At 40.9% G+C, this 17539-nt stretch carries 23 protein-coding genes and 3 pseudogenes; 2 read left to right on the top strand and 24 right to left on the bottom strand.

Annotation, left to right across the window (positions count from 1 at the left end):
• Nucleotides 1-13: 13 nt before the first annotated feature.
• The 16 genes from C3V36_07180 to C3V36_07105 form a co-directional block, all read right to left on the bottom strand.
• A complete protein-coding gene (locus C3V36_07180) occupies nucleotides 14-1771 on the bottom strand; it encodes a hypothetical protein (protein AVM69038.1) in 1758 nt (585 codons plus the stop codon).
• 256 nt (nucleotides 1772-2027) lie between these two features.
• Nucleotides 2028-2501, bottom strand: coding sequence for a hypothetical protein (locus C3V36_07175; protein ID AVM69037.1), 474 nt, complete (start codon nucleotides 2499-2501; stop codon nucleotides 2028-2030).
• On the bottom strand, nucleotides 2498-3046 hold the full coding sequence (locus C3V36_07170; GenBank protein AVM69036.1) for a hypothetical protein: 549 nt from the start codon (nucleotides 3044-3046) through the stop codon (nucleotides 2498-2500). The genes C3V36_07175 and C3V36_07170 overlap by 4 nt, the downstream gene beginning before the upstream one ends.
• Before the next feature lie 2 nt (nucleotides 3047-3048).
• Nucleotides 3049-3381 (bottom strand): hypothetical protein, encoded by a 333-nt coding sequence (locus tag C3V36_07165; GenBank protein AVM69035.1) that lies wholly within the window; start codon nucleotides 3379-3381, stop codon nucleotides 3049-3051.
• A complete protein-coding gene (locus C3V36_07160; protein ID AVM69034.1) occupies nucleotides 3381-3713 on the bottom strand; it encodes a hypothetical protein in 333 nt (110 codons plus the stop codon). Before C3V36_07160 ends, C3V36_07165 begins: the two co-directional genes overlap by 1 nt.
• A 103-nt stretch (nucleotides 3714-3816) precedes the next feature.
• Nucleotides 3817-4092 (bottom strand): DNA-binding protein, encoded by a 276-nt coding sequence (locus C3V36_07155; GenBank protein AVM70476.1) that lies wholly within the window; start codon nucleotides 4090-4092, stop codon nucleotides 3817-3819.
• A 34-nt stretch (nucleotides 4093-4126) separates the two neighbouring features.
• On the bottom strand, nucleotides 4127-4585 hold the full coding sequence (locus tag C3V36_07150) for a hypothetical protein (protein ID AVM69033.1): 459 nt from the start codon (nucleotides 4583-4585) through the stop codon (nucleotides 4127-4129).
• A gap of 9 nt (nucleotides 4586-4594) precedes the next feature.
• A complete protein-coding gene (locus C3V36_07145) occupies nucleotides 4595-5218 on the bottom strand; it encodes a hypothetical protein (GenBank protein AVM69032.1) in 624 nt (207 codons plus the stop codon).
• The gene (locus C3V36_07140; protein AVM69031.1) at nucleotides 5208-5471 is read right to left on the bottom strand and encodes an AbrB family transcriptional regulator; all 264 of its coding nucleotides are present in this window, start codon (nucleotides 5469-5471) and stop codon (nucleotides 5208-5210) included. The genes C3V36_07145 and C3V36_07140 overlap by 11 nt, the downstream gene beginning before the upstream one ends.
• The gene (locus C3V36_07135; protein ID AVM69030.1) at nucleotides 5461-5679 is read right to left on the bottom strand and encodes a hypothetical protein; all 219 of its coding nucleotides are present in this window, start codon (nucleotides 5677-5679) and stop codon (nucleotides 5461-5463) included. The genes C3V36_07140 and C3V36_07135 overlap by 11 nt, the downstream gene beginning before the upstream one ends.
• Nucleotides 5680-5906: 227 nt before the next feature.
• Nucleotides 5907-6122, bottom strand: a complete 216-nt coding sequence (locus tag C3V36_07130; protein AVM69029.1) for a hypothetical protein — start codon at nucleotides 6120-6122, stop codon at nucleotides 5907-5909.
• 11 nt (nucleotides 6123-6133) lie between these two features.
• Nucleotides 6134-7048: an AAA family ATPase gene (locus C3V36_07125; GenBank protein AVM69028.1), complete on the bottom strand. Its 915-nt coding sequence runs from the start codon at nucleotides 7046-7048 to the stop codon at nucleotides 6134-6136.
• A 73-nt stretch (nucleotides 7049-7121) separates the two neighbouring features.
• Nucleotides 7122-9071 carry an integrase gene (locus C3V36_07120; protein AVM70475.1) on the bottom strand — a complete coding sequence of 650 codons (1950 nt, stop codon included), beginning with the start codon at nucleotides 9069-9071 and terminating at the stop codon, nucleotides 7122-7124.
• A gap of 33 nt (nucleotides 9072-9104) precedes the next feature.
• Nucleotides 9105-9566: a hypothetical protein gene (locus C3V36_07115; protein ID AVM69027.1), complete on the bottom strand. Its 462-nt coding sequence runs from the start codon at nucleotides 9564-9566 to the stop codon at nucleotides 9105-9107.
• A complete protein-coding gene (locus tag C3V36_07110; GenBank protein ID AVM69026.1) occupies nucleotides 9563-9772 on the bottom strand; it encodes a hypothetical protein in 210 nt (69 codons plus the stop codon). Before C3V36_07110 ends, C3V36_07115 begins: the two co-directional genes overlap by 4 nt.
• 19 nt (nucleotides 9773-9791) lie before the next feature.
• Nucleotides 9792-10001, bottom strand: coding sequence for a transcriptional regulator (locus tag C3V36_07105; GenBank protein ID AVM69025.1), 210 nt, complete (start codon nucleotides 9999-10001; stop codon nucleotides 9792-9794).
• A 28-nt stretch (nucleotides 10002-10029) separates the two neighbouring features.
• Here C3V36_07105 and C3V36_07100 point away from each other — a divergent pair, with 28 nt between their 5' ends.
• Nucleotides 10030-10887, top strand: coding sequence for a hypothetical protein (locus tag C3V36_07100; GenBank protein AVM69024.1), 858 nt, complete (start codon nucleotides 10030-10032; stop codon nucleotides 10885-10887).
• An 875-nt stretch (nucleotides 10888-11762) separates the two neighbouring features.
• Here the strand turns inward: C3V36_07100 and C3V36_07095 are convergent.
• From C3V36_07095 to C3V36_07085, 3 genes and pseudogenes are all read right to left on the bottom strand, one after another.
• Nucleotides 11763-11852 (bottom strand): annotated as a pseudogene (locus tag C3V36_07095) (DUF1768 domain-containing protein).
• A 1-nt stretch (nucleotide 11853) separates the two neighbouring features.
• Nucleotides 11854-12051, bottom strand: a pseudogene (locus C3V36_07090) (hypothetical protein).
• Nucleotides 12052-12259: 208 nt separating this feature from the next.
• The gene (locus C3V36_07085; protein AVM69023.1) at nucleotides 12260-13555 is read right to left on the bottom strand and encodes an ATPase; all 1296 of its coding nucleotides are present in this window, start codon (nucleotides 13553-13555) and stop codon (nucleotides 12260-12262) included.
• Nucleotides 13556-13825: 270 nt separating this feature from the next.
• On the opposite strand from C3V36_07085, the pseudogene C3V36_07080 reads away from it, so the two are divergent.
• A pseudogene (locus tag C3V36_07080) lies at nucleotides 13826-14344 on the top strand (site-specific integrase).
• A gap of 146 nt (nucleotides 14345-14490) precedes the next feature.
• Here the strand turns inward: C3V36_07080 and C3V36_07075 are convergent.
• The 5 genes from C3V36_07075 to whiA all read right to left on the bottom strand — a co-directional run bounded on the left by C3V36_07075 (nucleotide 14491) and on the right by whiA (nucleotide 17448).
• Nucleotides 14491-14955, bottom strand: coding sequence for a heptaprenyl diphosphate synthase (locus C3V36_07075; protein ID AVM70474.1), 465 nt, complete (start codon nucleotides 14953-14955; stop codon nucleotides 14491-14493).
• Between the two features lie 16 nt (nucleotides 14956-14971).
• Nucleotides 14972-15337: a hypothetical protein gene (locus C3V36_07070; protein ID AVM69022.1), complete on the bottom strand. Its 366-nt coding sequence runs from the start codon at nucleotides 15335-15337 to the stop codon at nucleotides 14972-14974.
• 287 nt (nucleotides 15338-15624) lie between these two features.
• On the bottom strand, nucleotides 15625-16227 hold the full coding sequence (locus C3V36_07065; GenBank protein ID AVM69021.1) for a non-canonical purine NTP pyrophosphatase: 603 nt from the start codon (nucleotides 16225-16227) through the stop codon (nucleotides 15625-15627).
• 2 nt (nucleotides 16228-16229) lie between these two features.
• Nucleotides 16230-16481 carry an HPr family phosphocarrier protein gene (locus C3V36_07060; protein ID AVM69020.1) on the bottom strand — a complete coding sequence of 84 codons (252 nt, stop codon included), beginning with the start codon at nucleotides 16479-16481 and terminating at the stop codon, nucleotides 16230-16232.
• Entirely contained in the window at nucleotides 16450-17448 is a 999-nt protein-coding gene (gene whiA, locus C3V36_07055) for a DNA-binding protein WhiA (GenBank protein AVM69019.1), read from the bottom strand. Before whiA ends, C3V36_07060 begins: the two co-directional genes overlap by 32 nt.
• Between the last annotated feature and the right edge of the window lie 91 nt (nucleotides 17449-17539).

Raw genomic sequence — 17539 nt, 5'->3', positions numbered from 1 at the left:
TAGCCTCCTTTCTTTAAAATAAGCCAAATTTACGAATGTCAAGCAGTCGGTTCTTTCTTTTGCGTTTGGTTGCCAGTGTCCTTACGCCTTCTAATGCATCTGGCCCATCATCGTGTGCCGCCATCGGGAAATATTTTAACTGCTCCAGTAGTAGCTTTTGCTTTGCTTGGAACTTAATATATTTGTTTTTAATATCTGGCTGCAAAGTTTGCACACGCATGGTTTTATCCGATGATTGCTGCACCTCTGTAATTGGCAAATAGATTCCACATCTTGCGCTTTCCTTTGCCAGCGCTTCTTTTAAGAACCACTGGAATTGGTTGGTTTCTGCACCAAAATCTTTATACTTCTTGCCGAACTCTTTCCAAATCCAGACCGCTTTATTAAGCGTGTCCATAATAATTTTATCTGGATGTCTTCTTTCGATATCTGCATCTAAGACATACATATAGCCAGTTTCCGTGTCCAGCACCAAAGTAACAATTGCACTGTAGTCGCTTTTTTTTGTTTTCCCCAGTGACGGATCAACAAAAGCATAAAACCAATACTTTGCCTCTCGAAAGTCGAAATCAAGCGGATTAAAGTACTCAAACCATTCTTCATTGAATAAACAATCTTCTGGATTGATCGGTTCATTTTGCAGCTCTGAAAAAAATGCCGCCTCACCTTCGGAAACTTTGATTTTCATTAGTTCCACGTAGGGAAGCTTTTCTTCCCAAAGAACCTTTGTGCCTGCCAGCATTTCTGATTTATTCTTTTCAAAGAATTCGTTTGCTTTCCGTTCTCTGTCCTTATCCGACAGATTTGTGTATATCGTTTCCCATGTATCCCAAAGCGGAGAAGCCGAAAAACTTTCCACTGCTTGATATTTCATGCTCTGATAGGCTGCATTTTTTAGCACATCCGCCAGTAAGCTATCATAATGGAGCATCGTGCCAATGAAAATAAAGTCTGTATAACTATCTCCAGCTTTACTAACTGCCTTATAGTACCAGTCTTTCAGTTTCTTTCTTTGCTCTGCCGTTCTTACCAGTTCATCGTTTTCGGTATCATCTAATACAATCAAGTCCGGCCGCCACTGTTTATGCTTTAAACCACGCATTTTTTGTGCTGCGCCCTTGGCTTGCACCTTAATTTTTGATTTTGTTACAATCACATCTTCCCGCCAGATTTTTCCAGAAAGACTTCCAAAGTCCGTAAGAATCGCTTCATTTTCTTCGATTTCTTCCTTAATCGCTTCCAGAAAGCCTTTGCTTTGGTCGTAAGTATCTGAAATAATGACTATAAAATGCTTATAGGCATATAAAACCGCATGAAGCACATCTTTAAAGGTCAGATTGGTCGATTTGGCATGACCACGAGGTGCCGCCACCACTCTTTTAACGCCTTGCTTTTTATTAACTTCTTTTGCGTTTCTGATTGGATTTATATTTTTTAAAACTCCATTTTCCCAGATATCATCTAATTCCTCATGAAACTTCGGTGATTTTCTGCTGAAAAAGTGCGGAAAGTATGCTCTTCCAAAGTAAGAGAGATCAATAGCAGCTAACTTTTTTCGAATCCCGTCTGAGCCGAAAATAGGCTTTCCAGCAATGTACTCGGCATAAAGTTTTATTCTTTCTGGACTATTATCTTTTGCAAGATATTCTTCGAGTAGCTTTCTCTGAAGTATGTCATATTCTTTTTCATCTTGGCAGACTTCATCTACTTCATGCTCCAAAAAGTCTTTTAAAAGCCTTTTAACAGACTTTTCTCTTACTTTGTTTTTCATCTTTTCCTCCTTCCCAAAAATTCACCCCGCCTAATTTGCGTTTCTTTCAAAAAAATGCTCTATGCGGTCTGTTCTACCTGCAAGGCATTTGAAAAAAATTTGAACGCATTTTGAACGCTTTTGAACGCATTTTTTGATATCCTATCTTGAACCATTTTTTTGCATGGTTTTGACCGGAAAGGAGAGACCCATTTCCGGCTTTTCTTTTTTGATCCCTAAGGCATTTTCTTCGGAGCGAATCAACGAAGATGGTTTCTTAGATGCTTTTTATGATCTGGCAGGGCAGAAGGGCAGTAACCGTCTCCCCTTGAAACGGCAGCCTCAGCCGTACTGTCCCTGACCGGTGTAGCACCTTATCGACATAAGGCGCCAGTTCCTCAATATTTATCTGCCAAGTGCCGTCCGCCTCTTTCCTTGCCGTAACATCCTGCGGCCGACTAAGCAGCCGAATATAGGCAGCTTCTTCTTTCGATATCGGTTCTGGCTTTTCTCTCGGCAAAAAATGCAGCACATAGGGGACTTTTCGCATTGCGTAGTAGTCGGTATCCGTTAGTTCCTTTAAGGACAAGAACACATACCCCGGAAAATAAATGACTTTTTTAAAGGTAACCGCACCGCCCCGGCGCTGCGGGATTTCCTGCCTGGGCACATATCCTTTATAACTGCGCTTTTTTAGTTCCCGCCAAACCTCTTCTTCTTTTCCGGTTAAAACCTGAAGGACATAAATCATTTCTTCTCCTCCTGTTTTTTCTCATTTAAGAAGTCGCTGACCTGTGCGTATAAATCCGGTCGTTCTTTTGCAAGAGCATCAAAGAACGTTTTATTGACCTTTTCATACCCAGCTTCTAAAATGTCTTGATTCTTCAGGTCAAGATTTTTCTTATAGGCAGCCGTCCGAACAAGATTATTAATCTGAGTCAGCAGCTTATCCGGCGAAACAATCATCAGCTCCTCGGCGGTTAATGTCTGAACCCTTTCCATCATCAAATGAGAAAGCAGTCTCACCATTCCCTCGGTGGTATCAAGATCAGGGTATCTGTCCATTTCCTCTGCAATTGCCCGAAAGTTTTCTTGTGCCAAACGAAGGGATTGCAGGCTTGCCTTTAATCCTTTTGCATGCCGCCAGACGGAGGCGATTGAAATATCAAATCCACTTTGCCTTATGAAGTCAACGATTTCTTTATAGGTAAAATCATTGCGAATCATCATCTCCACCGCTTCTTTTAAGTCCACAGGAAGCCCATCTATAATGGAGTGCTTTCGATTTCCTGCCATAACTACACCTCTACGGCTTCATCGGTAATGCGATACGCCGCCAGCTTCATTCCCTGACCGCTAAGCGCAACTTCTAAGTCTTGTCTGCGCCGATCTTCCCAGCTCGCCTTTTCTCTGCTTCGCTTCTTTCTTAATTCTAAATATCCGCTTTTGATTAAAAAAATCATGCTTTTGTCAAAGTCATATCCTGCCATGTCATTCTCCAGTGCTGTCCGAACCACTTCCAGTTCCACCCATTCTCCCGCCAGGATATTGACTACTCGGATAATTCGGCCATTATTGCGGGCAAAGCTTTCCGCTTCCAGCTTACGCCTGATTTCCTGCTCAAAGTCCATCATCTTCTCCTTTCCATTTCCGTGATGATATCCAAGATTTTTTCTACTTTATTATCAATCTTAGCCATCTCCCGGATAAAATCTTGTTTATGAATATAGTTGACGCGCACCTCATTGAGTTCTTCCTGCAGTTTTTCAGTTTTTAAGAGAAGATTTTTAATATCTTCCTCATTGCAGTTCTTTTCCAGCTGGCTGACCCGTTTTTCCATTTCGTCAAAGCGGTTCATCGTCCGGTTAAAAACCCAGGAGACGACCGCGCCAACAATGGCGGCAACAGCCGGGATCATAACGGCAATTGCTTTAATGATCTGCATGGTGGCTTCGTCAAACATTTCTTTTTTCCTTTCTCCTAGAATTTTAAAAGCGTTATACTCATTGCAATCAGTATAACGCTTTCCTCTAAACTGCGCTAATAAAGCGCTTTAGAAATTGAGTTTAAAAATCAAAGGCAATCTGTCCTTGAAGGGGACTGTTCTTTTCATCTACGATTTTTCGGATTGCTACTTCCGTTAAATTGTATTTTTGCGCCAACACTTTATAATCGCCTCGAAATTCCTCTCTGATTTTTTTATCCCTTAACGTTCGTAAAAAACTATCTCGCTTGTAGACGTATATGCTGCTGCCGCCGTAGACTTCTACAAGCTTTTTGTAGTTTTCAATGCCAATCAGCTCTGCCAAGGCTTTTTGCTGCTCATCGGCAATATCTTCCATCTTCAGCTCATCCAGCACGCCAAGCTCCTCCCTCTTATTTTGTTTCCAGTATTTGTTTCTTCTTTGCCGCCTGCAAATATCGCTTTAACATTTCAATTAACTTGTTCCCTTGCTCTGCGGATACCCACGAAAACGGATTTTTTACATCAGCATCCATGCTTAAAATCTTTTTCATTGCCCCGCACATCCTCTCGCCAGCTGTTTTCCCTTCCTCGCTTGGGGAATGCTCCATAATCTGATACATCAAACTCCACGCCTTTTTTATCTGCCCGCTGCTCATCCGACCAGATGCATTCTTATTTTCCACCTCCTGCAAAAGCCGCCCCCGGACTTTTTTATATTCGGCCTCTGTCAGTTTTTTTACAGAATCTTTCCCGGTAAGCCCGGAAACGATTTGATGAAAATTATCTTCCTTATTTCCCGACTCAAGAAGCCCTGCCCGAGCCGCCATGCCATAGAGTTTGCCGATTTGTTCTTTTGTGATTGCTCCCATGATTATTCCCTACTTTTCATAAGTCAGTCCCAGTGATAAGCTATCCTCGACAAAAATCGCTTTTTTCAGTTCCTCTTTGTCCACTTTTTCGATATCAAAAAACCTGGTTACCAGTTCATAATTGCGCTGCCGCCGAATGGCGTCCAGTTCTTCTTCTGCCGGGGCAGTAACGCCTGCGCTTTTTAAAAGGCGGCTATCGGCTGCATACTCGCCTTTTAGCTTTTTGAGCAGCATTTTCCTTTGCTTGTCGTCAGAAACTCCCAAATCCGAAAGCAGAAGTTTTTCTAAGTCACAATCTTCATAATCCCCTAAATAAAGGACAATCAGTGCATCTTTAAACTTTTTATCCGGATCATACTTGACTTCTTCTTTCTTTGTAACTTTTTCCGTGACGATAGAGCCAAGGACACCCACTAACCGGCTGTAATTATCAATCTCTAATTTTTGCTTATACCCGATTTCGCAGCTTCCACTTTCGCTAAAGATTTGGAAAAAACGGAGATTTTTATTTTCCATCTCCCGAAGCCCTTCGGCCTGAAGGTGCGCCTTTACCTCATTTAACTTGGCTGTCCTCTCCTTAATTTCCTTATCCAGCCGAATGGCTTCTTCTACAAGTTCTTTTCTATTTTTCATGGTTCTCTCCTTTCTCTTTTGTCTTGATCACTTCTTCCGCACATCCGGCACAAATGAATTTTCCCCTTACTTTTGTTAAATCTTCATTTGTACCGCAAAAAATACAACTTCCTTCTATTCGCTGAATGAAAAAATTTCCTGCTTCGTCCTTCTCAATTTTTACCTTTTCCCCTGCGGTAAGCCCCAGTTCTCGCCTAAGGTGACCGGGAATTGTGATGCTTCCCGTTTTACTGATTTTCTTTTCATTCATCATTTTTTTCTTCTCCTTTTAAAATCTGCTCTGCTTTTTGAATGACTCCCTCACGCCGAATCTGCCCGATTCCCGGTACGCCCTCAAGCGCTTCTTGATAGGCGGCTCTTGCTTTTCTCTCGCCCTCTGCCCGCACACTCTCTAAATACCGATCCATCTGGGCATGATCCATTTTTTTGATTTCCTGATACTTCTTCCGGTTTAGCTTCATCTTTTTCCTCTCTTTCTATCGCAAGCAAAAGCTCTCCTATGCTCCGCGCTGCCGCCGGTATCCCATAAAGCGCCAAGTAAACGGCCGGCAGAATAAAGATTTCTCCACCTACCGCATGATATCCCCGTTGCCGGTATGCCAGTTCTGATCCGTATTGCGCCAACAATAGTCCTAAAAACGTTGTAAATACAAACTTTACCATTCCCCTATCCATTGTCATCTATCTCCTATTTTTCCTCTATTTTAGTAATTTGCGTCATCGGTATGCTGACCTCTATTCCTGCTACTTCAAAAATCAAATCATCACCCTTAAACTCAACATATTCCGCTTCGGCCTCTAATGTTATCTTATACTTTTCCCCATTTTTTAGTTCTTGTTCCTGATGATTTCCATATTCATCTTCATAGCCTAATGTACAATTCTTTCCATATATAAAGTTCATTTCACACCCTCCTAAATCATCATATGCATATGCTTGGCCATGCTCACTAAGCCCTCATAGCTGATGTTCTCATTGTCGTATGCATTGCTAAACAAGTTATTCGCTCCCCGGATGGCTTCCCGGCTCTGGGCAATTTTTAGCATAAAGTCAATGGATTTTTCATCTGTCAGCTCCGGGTAAAGCATTTGAATGTCTTTCTTGCGAATATCTGAAGTTTGGAAAACCGGCTTTTGAATGGTTCGGTTGGCGATTTGTTCAAACACCGCATCTTGCCTGCCGCCGAACCTTGTTATCGTTGTGCTGTTGCCCACAAACACGATTCCAAGTGTCATGTTTCTATCAAGAAAATAGTCCGAAAACCCGCGGAGCGTTTCAATCACCTTGAGGGACAAATGCTGGGCTTCGTCAAATACAAGTACCATGCCATCCCGAAGCTTTTCCAAAATTGCCATGTACATATCATCATTGGTTCGTACATTGGCAATATTGAGCTCCTTACAAAGCTTTTTTAATATTGGTTTAACGGTATTTAAACAGGGATTAGCGGTAATCCAAAGGCAAGTCCCTTGGCTTTCTGCCGCATACTTGCGGATGGCTCTGGTCTTTCCGATTCCGGCTGCCCCCGAAATGGCTAAGAGCCCGCCTTTAATCTGAGCATTCCGAATATAGGCATAAACGCTTTCGGAAATGGAAGTTGGCACATAGGTTTCCGCCTGCCGTCCGGCCTTGGCTTCTTCCTTGATCTGAAAGTAATTCGCCAAAATCTCATACTGCTTTTCTTCCGCCCCGCCGTACTCACCTTTCCTTAGCGGCGTCATGATGCTGGGAGAAATGCCGACCAGTCTACATGCTTTGGCTTGACTTCCTACTTTTTGAGCCAGCTTATCAAACTCTTTTAATAGATGTTCTTTTTGTTCTCTTTCCATAATGACCTCCTATCTTTGTTATGCAATCAACAGCATAAGGCTATATTACGATTTTTCTTGTAAAAACGGATTCTTATCTGCCTTTTCTCCTTTCTCCGTTCCGGTTCATCCGGTCAATATCAATGACGACCGCCGCTTCTGTTCCCGTTGCCTGACAAAGCTGCTTTTCTTCAAAGCGCCTTACTTCTACCAGATTACTTTGCTCGATCAGCGTTCCCTCGGTCAATCGGTGCGCTTTTCGGATTTGCAGATCCAAAATATCAATCTTGGTATCTGACCGCATATTCGCAAACATATCTTTGGCATACTGTTTCACTGATTTTCTAACACTTGCTAACTTTTCGTTTGCTTCGGCCAGTCTATCCGTGTCGCTTTCAAGGAAGTTTAAGAGCAACGTTCGTTCCACTTCCCATGTCGCCATATATCTGTCTTCCATGTCGTAAATGCGAACGCTGGATAAATCCGTCGGATCATACCGGACAAGAACTTCTCTGCCAAAGTGCAGCCAAGAATCCGCTGCCATAAAATAGATTTTTTCTTTTGCAATCTCCACGAATACCCCTTTTCTGCCAACTTTCTGCTTTTTCCCGCGAAGCAGAAAAAGGTCAAGGTCATCCTCTGTCATTAATACTTGCTTTATGTGTTTTAACCCCTCATTAAATACCTCTATTTTGGTCATGCCTTGATATTTCCGCTTTTCTGCGCCGCCATAAGGCTCGCAATTTTCTTTTTCGATTAAAAGCGCCAAGTCATCCCGAAGTTTGGAATCCGTTGGAATATTCCCTTTTTTGAGCTGGCTTTTCAGGCTCTCCGGTCGCTCGGTAATGTTGCCGCCAGTGTAAGTGGAAAATAATTTGCTGATATGCTCTTTAAAACTAAGAAAAAATCGCTCTACCGGTTTTGCTCTGGCATTTTTGACCTTTGCCGTCCGAATTTCAATCCCCATCCGGCCAAGAATGGTAAGAGCGTATTCGATTTCATTCTCCGGTTTTTGACTCCGTTTTCCCCGGCCGCCAAAGTCATAACTCATAAACTCGCTACCGTTGTCGGCGTAGATTACTTTCGGTACACCGCAGCGCTTAATCCCATGCCGCAGGGCAAAAAGCGTGGAGTTAATGCTGGGATCATTGGTAATATTCCAGCCGGTTAAAATCCCGGACTTCGCATCCCAAAAGGCCGTTAAATACATGCGATGATTGTCTTTTTTCCCATTATCATAAGTACTGATAATATCCAGTGTGTGGTTATCGGTTACCCAGACATCATTGACCTGCAATTCGTCATAGGCTCGTTCAATATAGGGCAGGCACTCGTCGTCCAGTGCTTTCGCGCCTTGGCGCAAATAAGTCTGGACTGCTAACGGCACTTCTTTTTCTAACTTCCGGCGAAAGGTACGCTCGCTGGGCATAACTTCCAAAAAATGCGGATAAAACTCTTTTGTCCATTGAAATGTGTCCTTGTAGACCTTCGCCAGTGCCGGTTGTCTTTCATCGAGATAGTAAAACAAAAACGCATCCCATACTTCAGCCGGCATCGAAGAATTTCCTTTGTTCCAACCACCCCGCTTATCCAGTAGCCCTTCATAATCACCGTTGCGGTAAAAGAAAAATTTTCGATACAGCACGCTACTGCTGACCGTAAGGTTACTCCCTCTACGAAAGAGTTCCGCATTAATGGCTGCAATAATATTTTTATCTGCTTCGGTTTTGTTGTGATATAGTGCCCGTTCGGTCTGCCATTGCTTTAAGATTTCAATCCATTCCCGGATTTCTTCTCGCTCCCTTTCATTAAAATCCGAAAAACTCTTTTTTTCTTCCTTTAACCCCTTGCCGTAATGAGCAGAATCCTTTGCTTCCGGTAAAAATAATTCTTCTTGTTTTAAATATTTTCTTTGCACGTTCTCCGGCAGATCTTCTAATCTTATAAGATATTCGGTTTGCCCATTTTTTTTATTTTTCTGCTCCATGGCTATAAGACTATGTTCTGCAATTTTTCTTCTTACTGTCCTTACGGAGCAATCCATTAATTCTGCTACTTCCTTTACGGTCAGCAATCATCACACCTCCCTTCTTTTAATTCTTTGTTCCATAATCTTGCGTTCTATTTCAGCATAATCTTCTTCTCGTTGCTGATAGTTATTAAACGTTGTTTGTTTGACCGTTCCGGCTGACTTAAACTTTTCTGACAGAGGATAAATGCTTTTCCAGCCATTCATTGTGCTTTGCTCAACTAACACAATCTTATCCTTTGTTGTCTTAGCTATCTCATCAAGCTTTCGCAGCTGCATTTCTGCCGCCCGAACCGTGAGCGGAGAACGTGCTTTTTTTCTCATATCCGCAAAGTCAAACAAACTTTGCAAAAGCGTTTCATCTTCTGTATACGCCCGAAAGAGCGCATCCAGTGCTCCCTTTTTTACAGCTGACTCTTTTTTGGTAGTCGGTCTTTGTTCTTCTAAAAGTGTTTTAATATCATTTAAAAGCTGTTTAATGTCATTTAAACTTTCAACGATTTCGTTCATTTGCTACCTCTTATAGAGTGTTTTTCTAAAATATAGTTTAAAGTTGATATTGCAACCCCCGTTCGGTACGGGTAAACATCCTTTTCTTCTATTTTGTGACCGAATTTTTCCCCGTAAATCTTCGCCCATTCTTCCACATCCATCTCCAACATTTCTTTTATTTCTTTTAATTCTTTAATTTCTTTTAGTATTTCTTCTTTTTTCATTTCTTTCCCATTCTCCTTCTTAAATTACAGATTCCAGTTCTTCGGCTGGCCATAAGATTTCATTGATTCTTTGGCGGTATTTGTATCCACCTTTTCTTCCAGTTAAGATTTGAGTAATGTAATTCTCATTCATTTTCACTTTTTGCGCCAATTCCCTTTGCGTCATATCTAATTCAATCAGCCTTTGCTTTACCTTTTTTCCATAAAATGTTGTTTTATTATTTTTCATATATTTTTCCTTTCCAATATTGAATTTTATGATATACTATAAAAAACATTTCTTTTCTTTTATTGGGAATATTTATTGCCGCATATATATAATAATACGATTTTTCGTATTTGTCAATAGAATAGTTAGATATTTCTTATTTCAGGAGGTCTGTGTGGATTATCAAAATGATTTAATTTTAGAACGTATTCTCGAAACCCTAAAAAACAAAGGAATTACAGAAAAAGAACTTTTAACTGCTTTAAAGATCAATACGAGTTTTCTTACTGACTGGAAAAAAGGTAGATTAAAATCTCCATCCGTCGATAAGATTATTTTGATTGCAAATTATTTAAATCTTTCTCTCGATTGGTTGGCCAGCGGAAAATATTCCGCTTCCTATAATTTAGAAGAATTAAAAATTCTTTCTGATTATAAAATGATTTCTGCTGAAAACAAAGAAGCTGTTCAAACACTGCTTGATCTATTTGTTAAACAAGCCTCAAAATCCGAAATTATCAAAGAAGAAACCAGAGATGTCGAATATTATTTAAATGCTGTAAGTGCCGGTACTGGTCAGTTGCTTTTTGATGATTCTGCTGCCGATACTTTATCTATACCTGATATTATCGAATACAAAAAGGTTGATTATGCTGTAAGGGTTTCCGGTTCAAGTATGGAACCTAAATTTTCTAATAATGATATCCTATTGGTTCAATCTTCCAGCTCCGTAGACCTTGGCGAAATTGGAATTTTCTGCGTTGATGATGAAGTTTTTGTGAAAAAATTAGGAAAAAATGAATTGATCTCTTTAAACCCTGAATTTGATAATATTCCTTTGAATGAAAATAGTAGATGTTTAGGTCGCATCATTGATTCTTTAAAGCCTAATTTTTTTAAATCATAAAGGAAAGAAAGTTGTCCTTTCAATTTTTGAACATATTGCCAGCAATCCCGCTAAAATAGCCTGACGGCCACGATGTCCGCAGTTGCTTAAAAAATGTCCGCAGTGTCCGCAGTAATTTTTGGCTTTTGGTAAACTTAGTAAAGTTGTAAAATACCTATTTGAATGGGTTTTGAACGGTTTTTTATTTTCTTATCCTGCTTTTTGGGAATTTCCGTGAGAATTCTTGGGAATTTGGATAGATTTGAACGGTTTTTTAAGATTTGAATAATTTTGCCGTTTCTTTAAAATGCTTATTTTAATGGTGTTTGAACGTTTTTAGAATGATTTTTGAATGAAATTTTAATACTACGATTTTTTGATAATTTTGAAAGGAGCTTGTCCGATTTTTTTCTGACAGCTCCTTTTTGATTTTTCGGTTGTTTTTCGTTTTTTCACATTTGAATTTCGTTGATTTTTAGCCTTTTTTCGGGGTTTTTCTTTTTTTTACGTTTTTTTTCGGATGAAATGGTTTTTTTGTATTATGTGTGTCAGATTACACAAGAATAGCCCTATCAAAAGAATAAATGCCAAAAATCTTTCTATTTTCATAATCTTCCTCTTTTTCTAATGTCTAAATATTGTTTGCTCCTTTCAGGTTCTACGGTCCTCCTTCCGTTTCAAAAATATTTTTTGTGCCGGCGGAGCGACCGACACCGCAACAGTATACCACAAGTTCTGTTAAAATGTAACAAAAAAATCTGTTTTATTTTTTTCATCCCGAGTTTGCCACTTACGCAAAAAGATCGTGTCAGCGAAAAAACAGGAGAGATTTTGGATTCTTCTAAAATGCGAGAACCATAAGGGCGCAGCTTACGCTGTTCCCAAGTAAGAGTGAATTACAAGCGTTCCCGCACCATCATAAGGGTATATCCAAGCAAATTTTTCCCTTTCCATTTTGTTTTATCAAACCTGTCGGGATCTTTCATCCCACAACTCTTTAGCACTCATGGTATTGACATAAGCTTTCGCTTCATCAATGCTTTTTCTTGTTTTGCTTTGCATATAGGTTTTAATAAAGTCATCGGTGTCCTTATCGGAGAAATTTTGAGCAACGAAGTCAAAGAGTTTTCCCTGATTTTCCACCACATCATTCAAATAATCATTTGAATAGGCTCTCATAATCATCACCCCTTAAAAAGTGTACTGAACACCTTAGTTACACGATTGGCATCGGAATCAATAAGATCAACTTGTCCATTTTCGCATTTCCTCCTAAACAAACATCTTTTCCAGCATAGATTTCTTGATATTTTGCAGCTTTTCCAGCTTACGCTGATGTTAATAAGCAGTGAGGCGGAACCCTCTCGTGTCAAGCAAATGACACAAAATATTTTTATAAATCTATGATTGATTCATTAAGCAAAAAATCCTCTACTCCAATGTATAAAATACCAGCATTATCATGTCTGGGAATAATCTGCTTCCTTACAATCACAATCTTTTTAAATGAATCATCTATTTTCTTAAGTGATGCCGTTTCTTGCTCTCTTTTCTCTGTACTGTCTACATTTAAAGCTGATTGAATATAGTACCTTTGATGCCCTTTGTTTATAACAAAATCAACCTCAAGCTGAACCTTTCTTCTGTTTCCATCTTTCTTAAAATCGTGCTCAACCACACCAACATCTATATTATATCCTCTACGAAGCAAGTCGTTATAGATGATGTTTTCCATAATATGTGTGTCTTCTACTTGCCTAAAATTTAATCTTGCATTTCTAAGACCTACATCTGCAAAGTAATATTTTAGTGGCGTTGAGAAATATCTTGAACCCTTAACATCATATCTGTTGGCATGGTATATAACATATGCCTCTTCAAAGAAACTAAGATATTTGGAAATTGTATTGGAAGATATTTTTATCTGCTTCTCTGACAAAAATCTTCTTGAAAGTTTAGTCGGATTAGTTAGTGAACCAATGGCGGAAGATGTGAAGTCAAGCAGTAATTCAAGTACCTCCTTCTCATTTTGTATGTTATTTCTTTCAAGAATATCCTTTATATATGTTTCCCTAAATAAGTCCTTCAAGTATTGATTCTTTTCCTCATCACTTTTTAAACTATAGATATATGGCATACCTCCATATACGGTATAATTCTCAAAAGCCTGCTCTTTCTTTTCATACAAATCGTAAGCTTCTGCAAATGATAGAGGATTTACATGTATCTCATCACCACGATCTCTAAACTGTGTCAGCACATCAGATGAGAGCATTTTAGAATTACTGCCTGTTACATAAATGTCCAAATTGCTATGTTTCATAAGTCCGAGCAATACATCAACAAAAGTTACATTCTCTTCTTTGCTATCAATATAGGGATTGCTTACAGCCACAGATAATTGAATTTCATCAATGAAAATGTAGTATATTTGATCTCTGTTTTTAGTTTTTTCCTTGATGTACTCGTTCAATCTGAATGGATTCCTATATTCAAGATTATCTATTTCATCAAGTGCAATTGATATAATTTGATTTTCTTTGACGCCTTTAGACAATAGGTACTCTTGGTACAAATTAAATAACAGATATGATTTCCCACATCTTCTTATCCCTGTAATAATCTTTATCCTACCATTTTCTCTTTTATCTATAATTTTCTTTAGATAATAATCTCGTTTAATGATCATATAACTACCTCGCAAGAATAATTTAGGTGGATTTCCACCTTTTTATTTCGAGTTTATTTTATCATAAATCGATAAACGAATCAAGAATAGATAAAAAAATCAGGTGGATTTCCGCCTTTTTATTTCGAGTTTTATAATTTGTTCAAATACCGTCAATGATGGTTTCCTTTAAATCGCTCATAAAAAATCTCCTCTCTCATATTCTTCTAAAGTAGGGATATTGCTCTTGCTATTTTGTTTCACTCCCTGATCTTTGAAATACCAAGTCAAGATCTTAATTAGGATTGGTTTATCTTATTAGTAGCTAAAACAGGAATGAGGTTTTCGGAGGCTTTAGCCATTACACCGAATGATTTTTCTAAGCAATCATTATCAATCAATAAAACTTGGGATTATAAAAGTGGTTATGGTTTTATGCCAACAAAAAATCAGTCATCAATCAGAAAAATTCAAATAGATTGGCAACTCATAATTCAGTTCTCAACACTTGTGAAAAACCTGCCTAAAGATGAACCTATTTTTGTTTCGGGTAATATCTACAATTCTACAGCAAACGACATCCTATCCAGACATTGCAAAAGTGTTGACATACCTATTATTTCTATTCACGGACTTAGGCATACACACGCATCTCTGCTTTTATTTGCCGGAGTATCAATAGTAAGTGTCGCTCAGAGATTAGGACATTCCAGTATGACCACCACTCAAAAAACATATCTCCACATTATCAAAGAACTGGAAAACAAAGATGTGGATTTGGTCATGCGGTCATTATCCAGTTTGAATTGACAACCACCGCTTACGCTGATGAAAGGTAATAAGGTTATCAAGGTTCCCAAGAAAAACAAACAGAAGCCGCTGCAATCCGAAGACCACACCGACAATTCCTTATCTTTTTCGCTTCTTTGGAAGCTTTTCATTTGCAAACATAGTAACTAAAGAGTTGGCAGCCGCTTTAAAACCTGCGCCGATACCGCCCCGATGGCAAAGCCGGTCAGCGCACCGGCCGCCAGCAGCACCGGCAGATAATAAAAGAGTCTGATGTTTTCCACAATCAGCGCTGCCGCCGCGAGCTGACCGATATTATGACAAACCCCGCCTGCCATACTGACCCCGGTCACGGAAAAAACATTCCATTTTTTCAGCCCCGCCATCACCGCTAAGCTGAGAAGTGCTCCAAATAAACTATATAAAATCGTCGCCAGACTCCCAAAGGTAATCCCGACCAAAGCAATCCGCAGCAGGGAAATCGCCAGCGCCGGAAAAAGCCCCCATAAATAAAGGGGTACCACAATCGCCAAATTAGCTAATCCCAGTTTAATTCCCGGAAACGGAACGGGCAGCGGCAGCAAGAATTCAAGATAACTAAAAATCATAGCCAGCGCAACAAAGAGCGCCATCCGTGTAAATCTTTGTTTAGTCTGCAATCATATCCACCCCTTTTCCCCCGGCCCGAATGACTTCCACCACCAGCCGGTGCGGCAGGCAGACAATGGTTTCCTGATCGCGGCTGACCGGCCGGTGCCGGACGCAAATCTGATCCGGGCAGTCGGCCTCCGTCACCGAAACCTGTCCGCCCTTGATCCGAATTTTATTTCGGCCCCAATCATTGTCCAGTAAAATTTCTCGATCCTGCGCCAGCAGGTAGCTGCCGATTACCTTACCGTCCTGTTTAACCACTACCCGATCCGCCGCCGGCCGCAGCTGCAAAAGCCCCATGCCGATTCCCGCCAGCCCCAAAAGCACCAGCAATAACAAAATATCTTTTTTCCTGATTTTCATGTTATGATTCCTATAAAAGCACAAACTTTCCGGCCTGTCAAACCAGTCTGCCGGTTTCCTTCCATTGTGCAAAAATAAATAGGCAGGCTTGATATTTCTTTTGAAAGTAAACTTTCCATTCTATCAAACCTGCCATCTCCTTGTCTAAACGATAAGCATATAACTATTTATATTTCATATACCCCTTAAAAGCAAGCTTTCCGGCCGCATCAGGCTCATCTGTCTGCTGACTCCGTTACAGGGCAAACCAACCGTAATTCTGACAATGAATTACGAGTGGATGTGAATTAGCAGTTATAAATTGTCAATAAAAACTCTTTCATCTCATTCAGCGCCTGCGCCCGGTGACTGATTTGATTCTTCACCTCCGGCGGCAACTGCGCTGATGTTTGACCGTATTCCGGCAAAAAGAAAATCGGATCATAGCCAAAACCGTTTTTCCCCATCTGCCGGTCGGCAATATAGCCCTCCATTACTCCCCGGCGCACTTCCGTTTCGCCGTTGGGGAAACACAACGCAATCACGCAGACAAAGCGGGCTTTGCGCTCACTGCCTTCCGCGTCCTTCAAACAATCCAAAATCAATTTATTTTTTACAATATAGGAAGTATCCCGGCCGCCAAAACGGGCGGAATGAATTCCCGGTGCACCGTTTAAATAATCAACTTCCAGCCCCGAATCATCCGCCAACACCGTCGCTCCGGTCAGCCGCGAAATGGTCGATGCTTTTTTAATGGCATTTTCTTCAAAAGAATGACCGTCCTCTTTCACATCGGTGTAAATTCCGGCTGCTTCCATGGAAATAATGTTCAAACCGCTGCCGGCCAGAATCGCGTTCAGCTCTTCTACTTTTTTCTGATTCCTGGTTGCAAAAATAATCGAATTGCTCATGCCTATTCCCTTCCCAACAGAAAACTTTCCAAAGCGGGAATTGCTTCCGCCTCATCGGCGCCGTCCGCCGAAAGCTCCAGCCGGTCGCCGACAATCGCTCCGACCGACATCATTCCCATAATACTCTTGGCATTTACTTTCAAGTTTTTCAACTGCATATACACTTTACTGGAAAACTGATTGGCCATTTGCACAAACAACGCCACCTGTCTGGCCTCCAAATCAATTTTGATCTCTATCGTCTTCTTCGTCATGTTTCAAGTTCTCCCTTCTTTCTTTGATGTCTTCGGCGATTTCCATGATCCGCTGCAACCGATGATTCACGCCCGACCGGCCGATGGGAGGAGAAAGCATTTCTCCCAATTCCTTTAAACTGGCCTCCATATTGGCTTTGCGCAAAATGGCAATTTCCTGTAAACTCTCGTTTAAAAAATCCAGACCAACCGTTTCCTCAATTAAATTAATCGCTGCCTGCTGCTGCCAGGCCGCCTGCGCTGTCTTGTTTAAATTGGCTGTTTCACAATTCACAATCCGGTTGACGGAATTGCGCATATCCTTAACAATCCGCAGATTTTCCAGCTCCATCAGCGCCGAATGCGCCGACATAACATTTAACAGGCGAACAATTTGCTCTCCTTCTTTTAAATATACCACAGGCAGGTTCTTTCGTCTAATTATTTTTGCGTCAATTTCAAATTCCCGCATTAAAACGATTAATTGCTCTGCCAGCATCGTATTTTTAGTCATAAATTCCAAATGATAGGTCTTTTCGGGACTGCTGACCGAACCGGCCGCCAAAAACGCTCCCCGCAAAAATGCCCGCTTACAGCAAGCCTGCTTAAACGTAAACACCGGCTGCGGCTGATAGCCGCAAATATCAAGGAGCAGCCGGTGCTGCCGGATGACATAGCTGTCATAAATTCGCCGACCGTGCCGGCTGAGCCGAAGCCTGACCTCCGGCCGAAAGCGCAGCAATCTTTCTGTCAACTCACCAACCCGTCCAGCCGCCGCCAGGTTTTCCGTCCGAAAGCGAATCTGCCCGGACCGGCTGTCCGCCCCAAAATACAAAAAACCGGTTAATTCCGCCAGCGCACAGTGCCGGGGCATTTTGCCCAGCGCCGCCAGCTCCCGCTTAACTTGCCCTGAAAAAGACATCTTCAAAATAACCTCAACTTTCCTATAGTCTTTTTTGGCTCTATCCCGCTCAAAGAGCGGGTGCATGGGTCCACTCTCGCAATTTGCTGCGCAAATCGCATTCCGTTCTTACCCATGCAACGAGCCTAAAAAAGACTGTTCTGTCAAACATAGGAAA

The sequence above is a fragment of the Lachnospiraceae bacterium oral taxon 500 genome (assembly GCA_002999035.1).
In the GTDB taxonomy this organism is placed as follows: Bacteria; Bacillota; Clostridia; order Lachnospirales; family Vallitaleaceae; genus W11650.
This window is presented reverse-complemented; position numbering and strand designations above follow the sequence as displayed.

Excerpts from the sequence above, each read along its gene's own strand:
- C3V36_07170 (AVM69036.1), bottom strand. The coding sequence starts at position 3,046 with ATGGCAGGAAATCGAAAGCACTCCATTATAGATGGGCTTCCTGTGGAC.
- C3V36_07160 (AVM69034.1), bottom strand. The coding sequence starts at position 3,713 with ATGTTTGACGAAGCCACCATGCAGATCATTAAAGCAATTGCCGTTATG.
- C3V36_07105 (AVM69025.1), bottom strand. The coding sequence starts at position 10,001 with ATGAAAAATAATAAAACAACATTTTATGGAAAAAAGGTAAAGCAAAGG.
- C3V36_07165 (AVM69035.1), bottom strand. The coding sequence starts at position 3,381 with ATGGACTTTGAGCAGGAAATCAGGCGTAAGCTGGAAGCGGAAAGCTTT.
- C3V36_07100 (AVM69024.1), top strand. The coding sequence starts at position 10,030 with ATGATATACTATAAAAAACATTTCTTTTCTTTTATTGGGAATATTTAT.
- whiA (AVM69019.1), bottom strand. The coding sequence starts at position 17,448 with ATGCACCCGCTCTTTGAGCGGGATAGAGCCAAAAAAGACTATAGGAAA.
- C3V36_07120 (AVM70475.1), bottom strand. The coding sequence starts at position 9,071 with ATGGATTGCTCCGTAAGGACAGTAAGAAGAAAAATTGCAGAACATAGT.
- C3V36_07065 (AVM69021.1), bottom strand. The coding sequence starts at position 16,227 with ATGAGCAATTCGATTATTTTTGCAACCAGGAATCAGAAAAAAGTAGAA.
- C3V36_07075 (AVM70474.1), bottom strand. The coding sequence starts at position 14,955 with ATGGCGCTCTTTGTTGCGCTGGCTATGATTTTTAGTTATCTTGAATTC.
- C3V36_07180 (AVM69038.1), bottom strand. The coding sequence starts at position 1,771 with ATGAAAAACAAAGTAAGAGAAAAGTCTGTTAAAAGGCTTTTAAAAGAC.
- C3V36_07175 (AVM69037.1), bottom strand. The coding sequence starts at position 2,501 with ATGATTTATGTCCTTCAGGTTTTAACCGGAAAAGAAGAAGAGGTTTGG.
- C3V36_07110 (AVM69026.1), bottom strand. The coding sequence starts at position 9,772 with ATGAAAAAAGAAGAAATACTAAAAGAAATTAAAGAATTAAAAGAAATA.
- C3V36_07145 (AVM69032.1), bottom strand. The coding sequence starts at position 5,218 with ATGAAAAATAGAAAAGAACTTGTAGAAGAAGCCATTCGGCTGGATAAG.
- C3V36_07060 (AVM69020.1), bottom strand. The coding sequence starts at position 16,481 with ATGACGAAGAAGACGATAGAGATCAAAATTGATTTGGAGGCCAGACAG.
- C3V36_07070 (AVM69022.1), bottom strand. The coding sequence starts at position 15,337 with ATGAAAATCAGGAAAAAAGATATTTTGTTATTGCTGGTGCTTTTGGGG.
- C3V36_07150 (AVM69033.1), bottom strand. The coding sequence starts at position 4,585 with ATGGGAGCAATCACAAAAGAACAAATCGGCAAACTCTATGGCATGGCG.
- C3V36_07085 (AVM69023.1), bottom strand. The coding sequence starts at position 13,555 with ATGATCATTAAACGAGATTATTATCTAAAGAAAATTATAGATAAAAGA.
- C3V36_07130 (AVM69029.1), bottom strand. The coding sequence starts at position 6,122 with ATGAACTTTATATATGGAAAGAATTGTACATTAGGCTATGAAGATGAA.
- C3V36_07155 (AVM70476.1), bottom strand. The coding sequence starts at position 4,092 with ATGGAAGATATTGCCGATGAGCAGCAAAAAGCCTTGGCAGAGCTGATT.
- C3V36_07140 (AVM69031.1), bottom strand. The coding sequence starts at position 5,471 with ATGATGAATGAAAAGAAAATCAGTAAAACGGGAAGCATCACAATTCCC.
- C3V36_07125 (AVM69028.1), bottom strand. The coding sequence starts at position 7,048 with ATGGAAAGAGAACAAAAAGAACATCTATTAAAAGAGTTTGATAAGCTG.
- C3V36_07135 (AVM69030.1), bottom strand. The coding sequence starts at position 5,679 with ATGAAGCTAAACCGGAAGAAGTATCAGGAAATCAAAAAAATGGATCAT.
- C3V36_07115 (AVM69027.1), bottom strand. The coding sequence starts at position 9,566 with ATGAACGAAATCGTTGAAAGTTTAAATGACATTAAACAGCTTTTAAAT.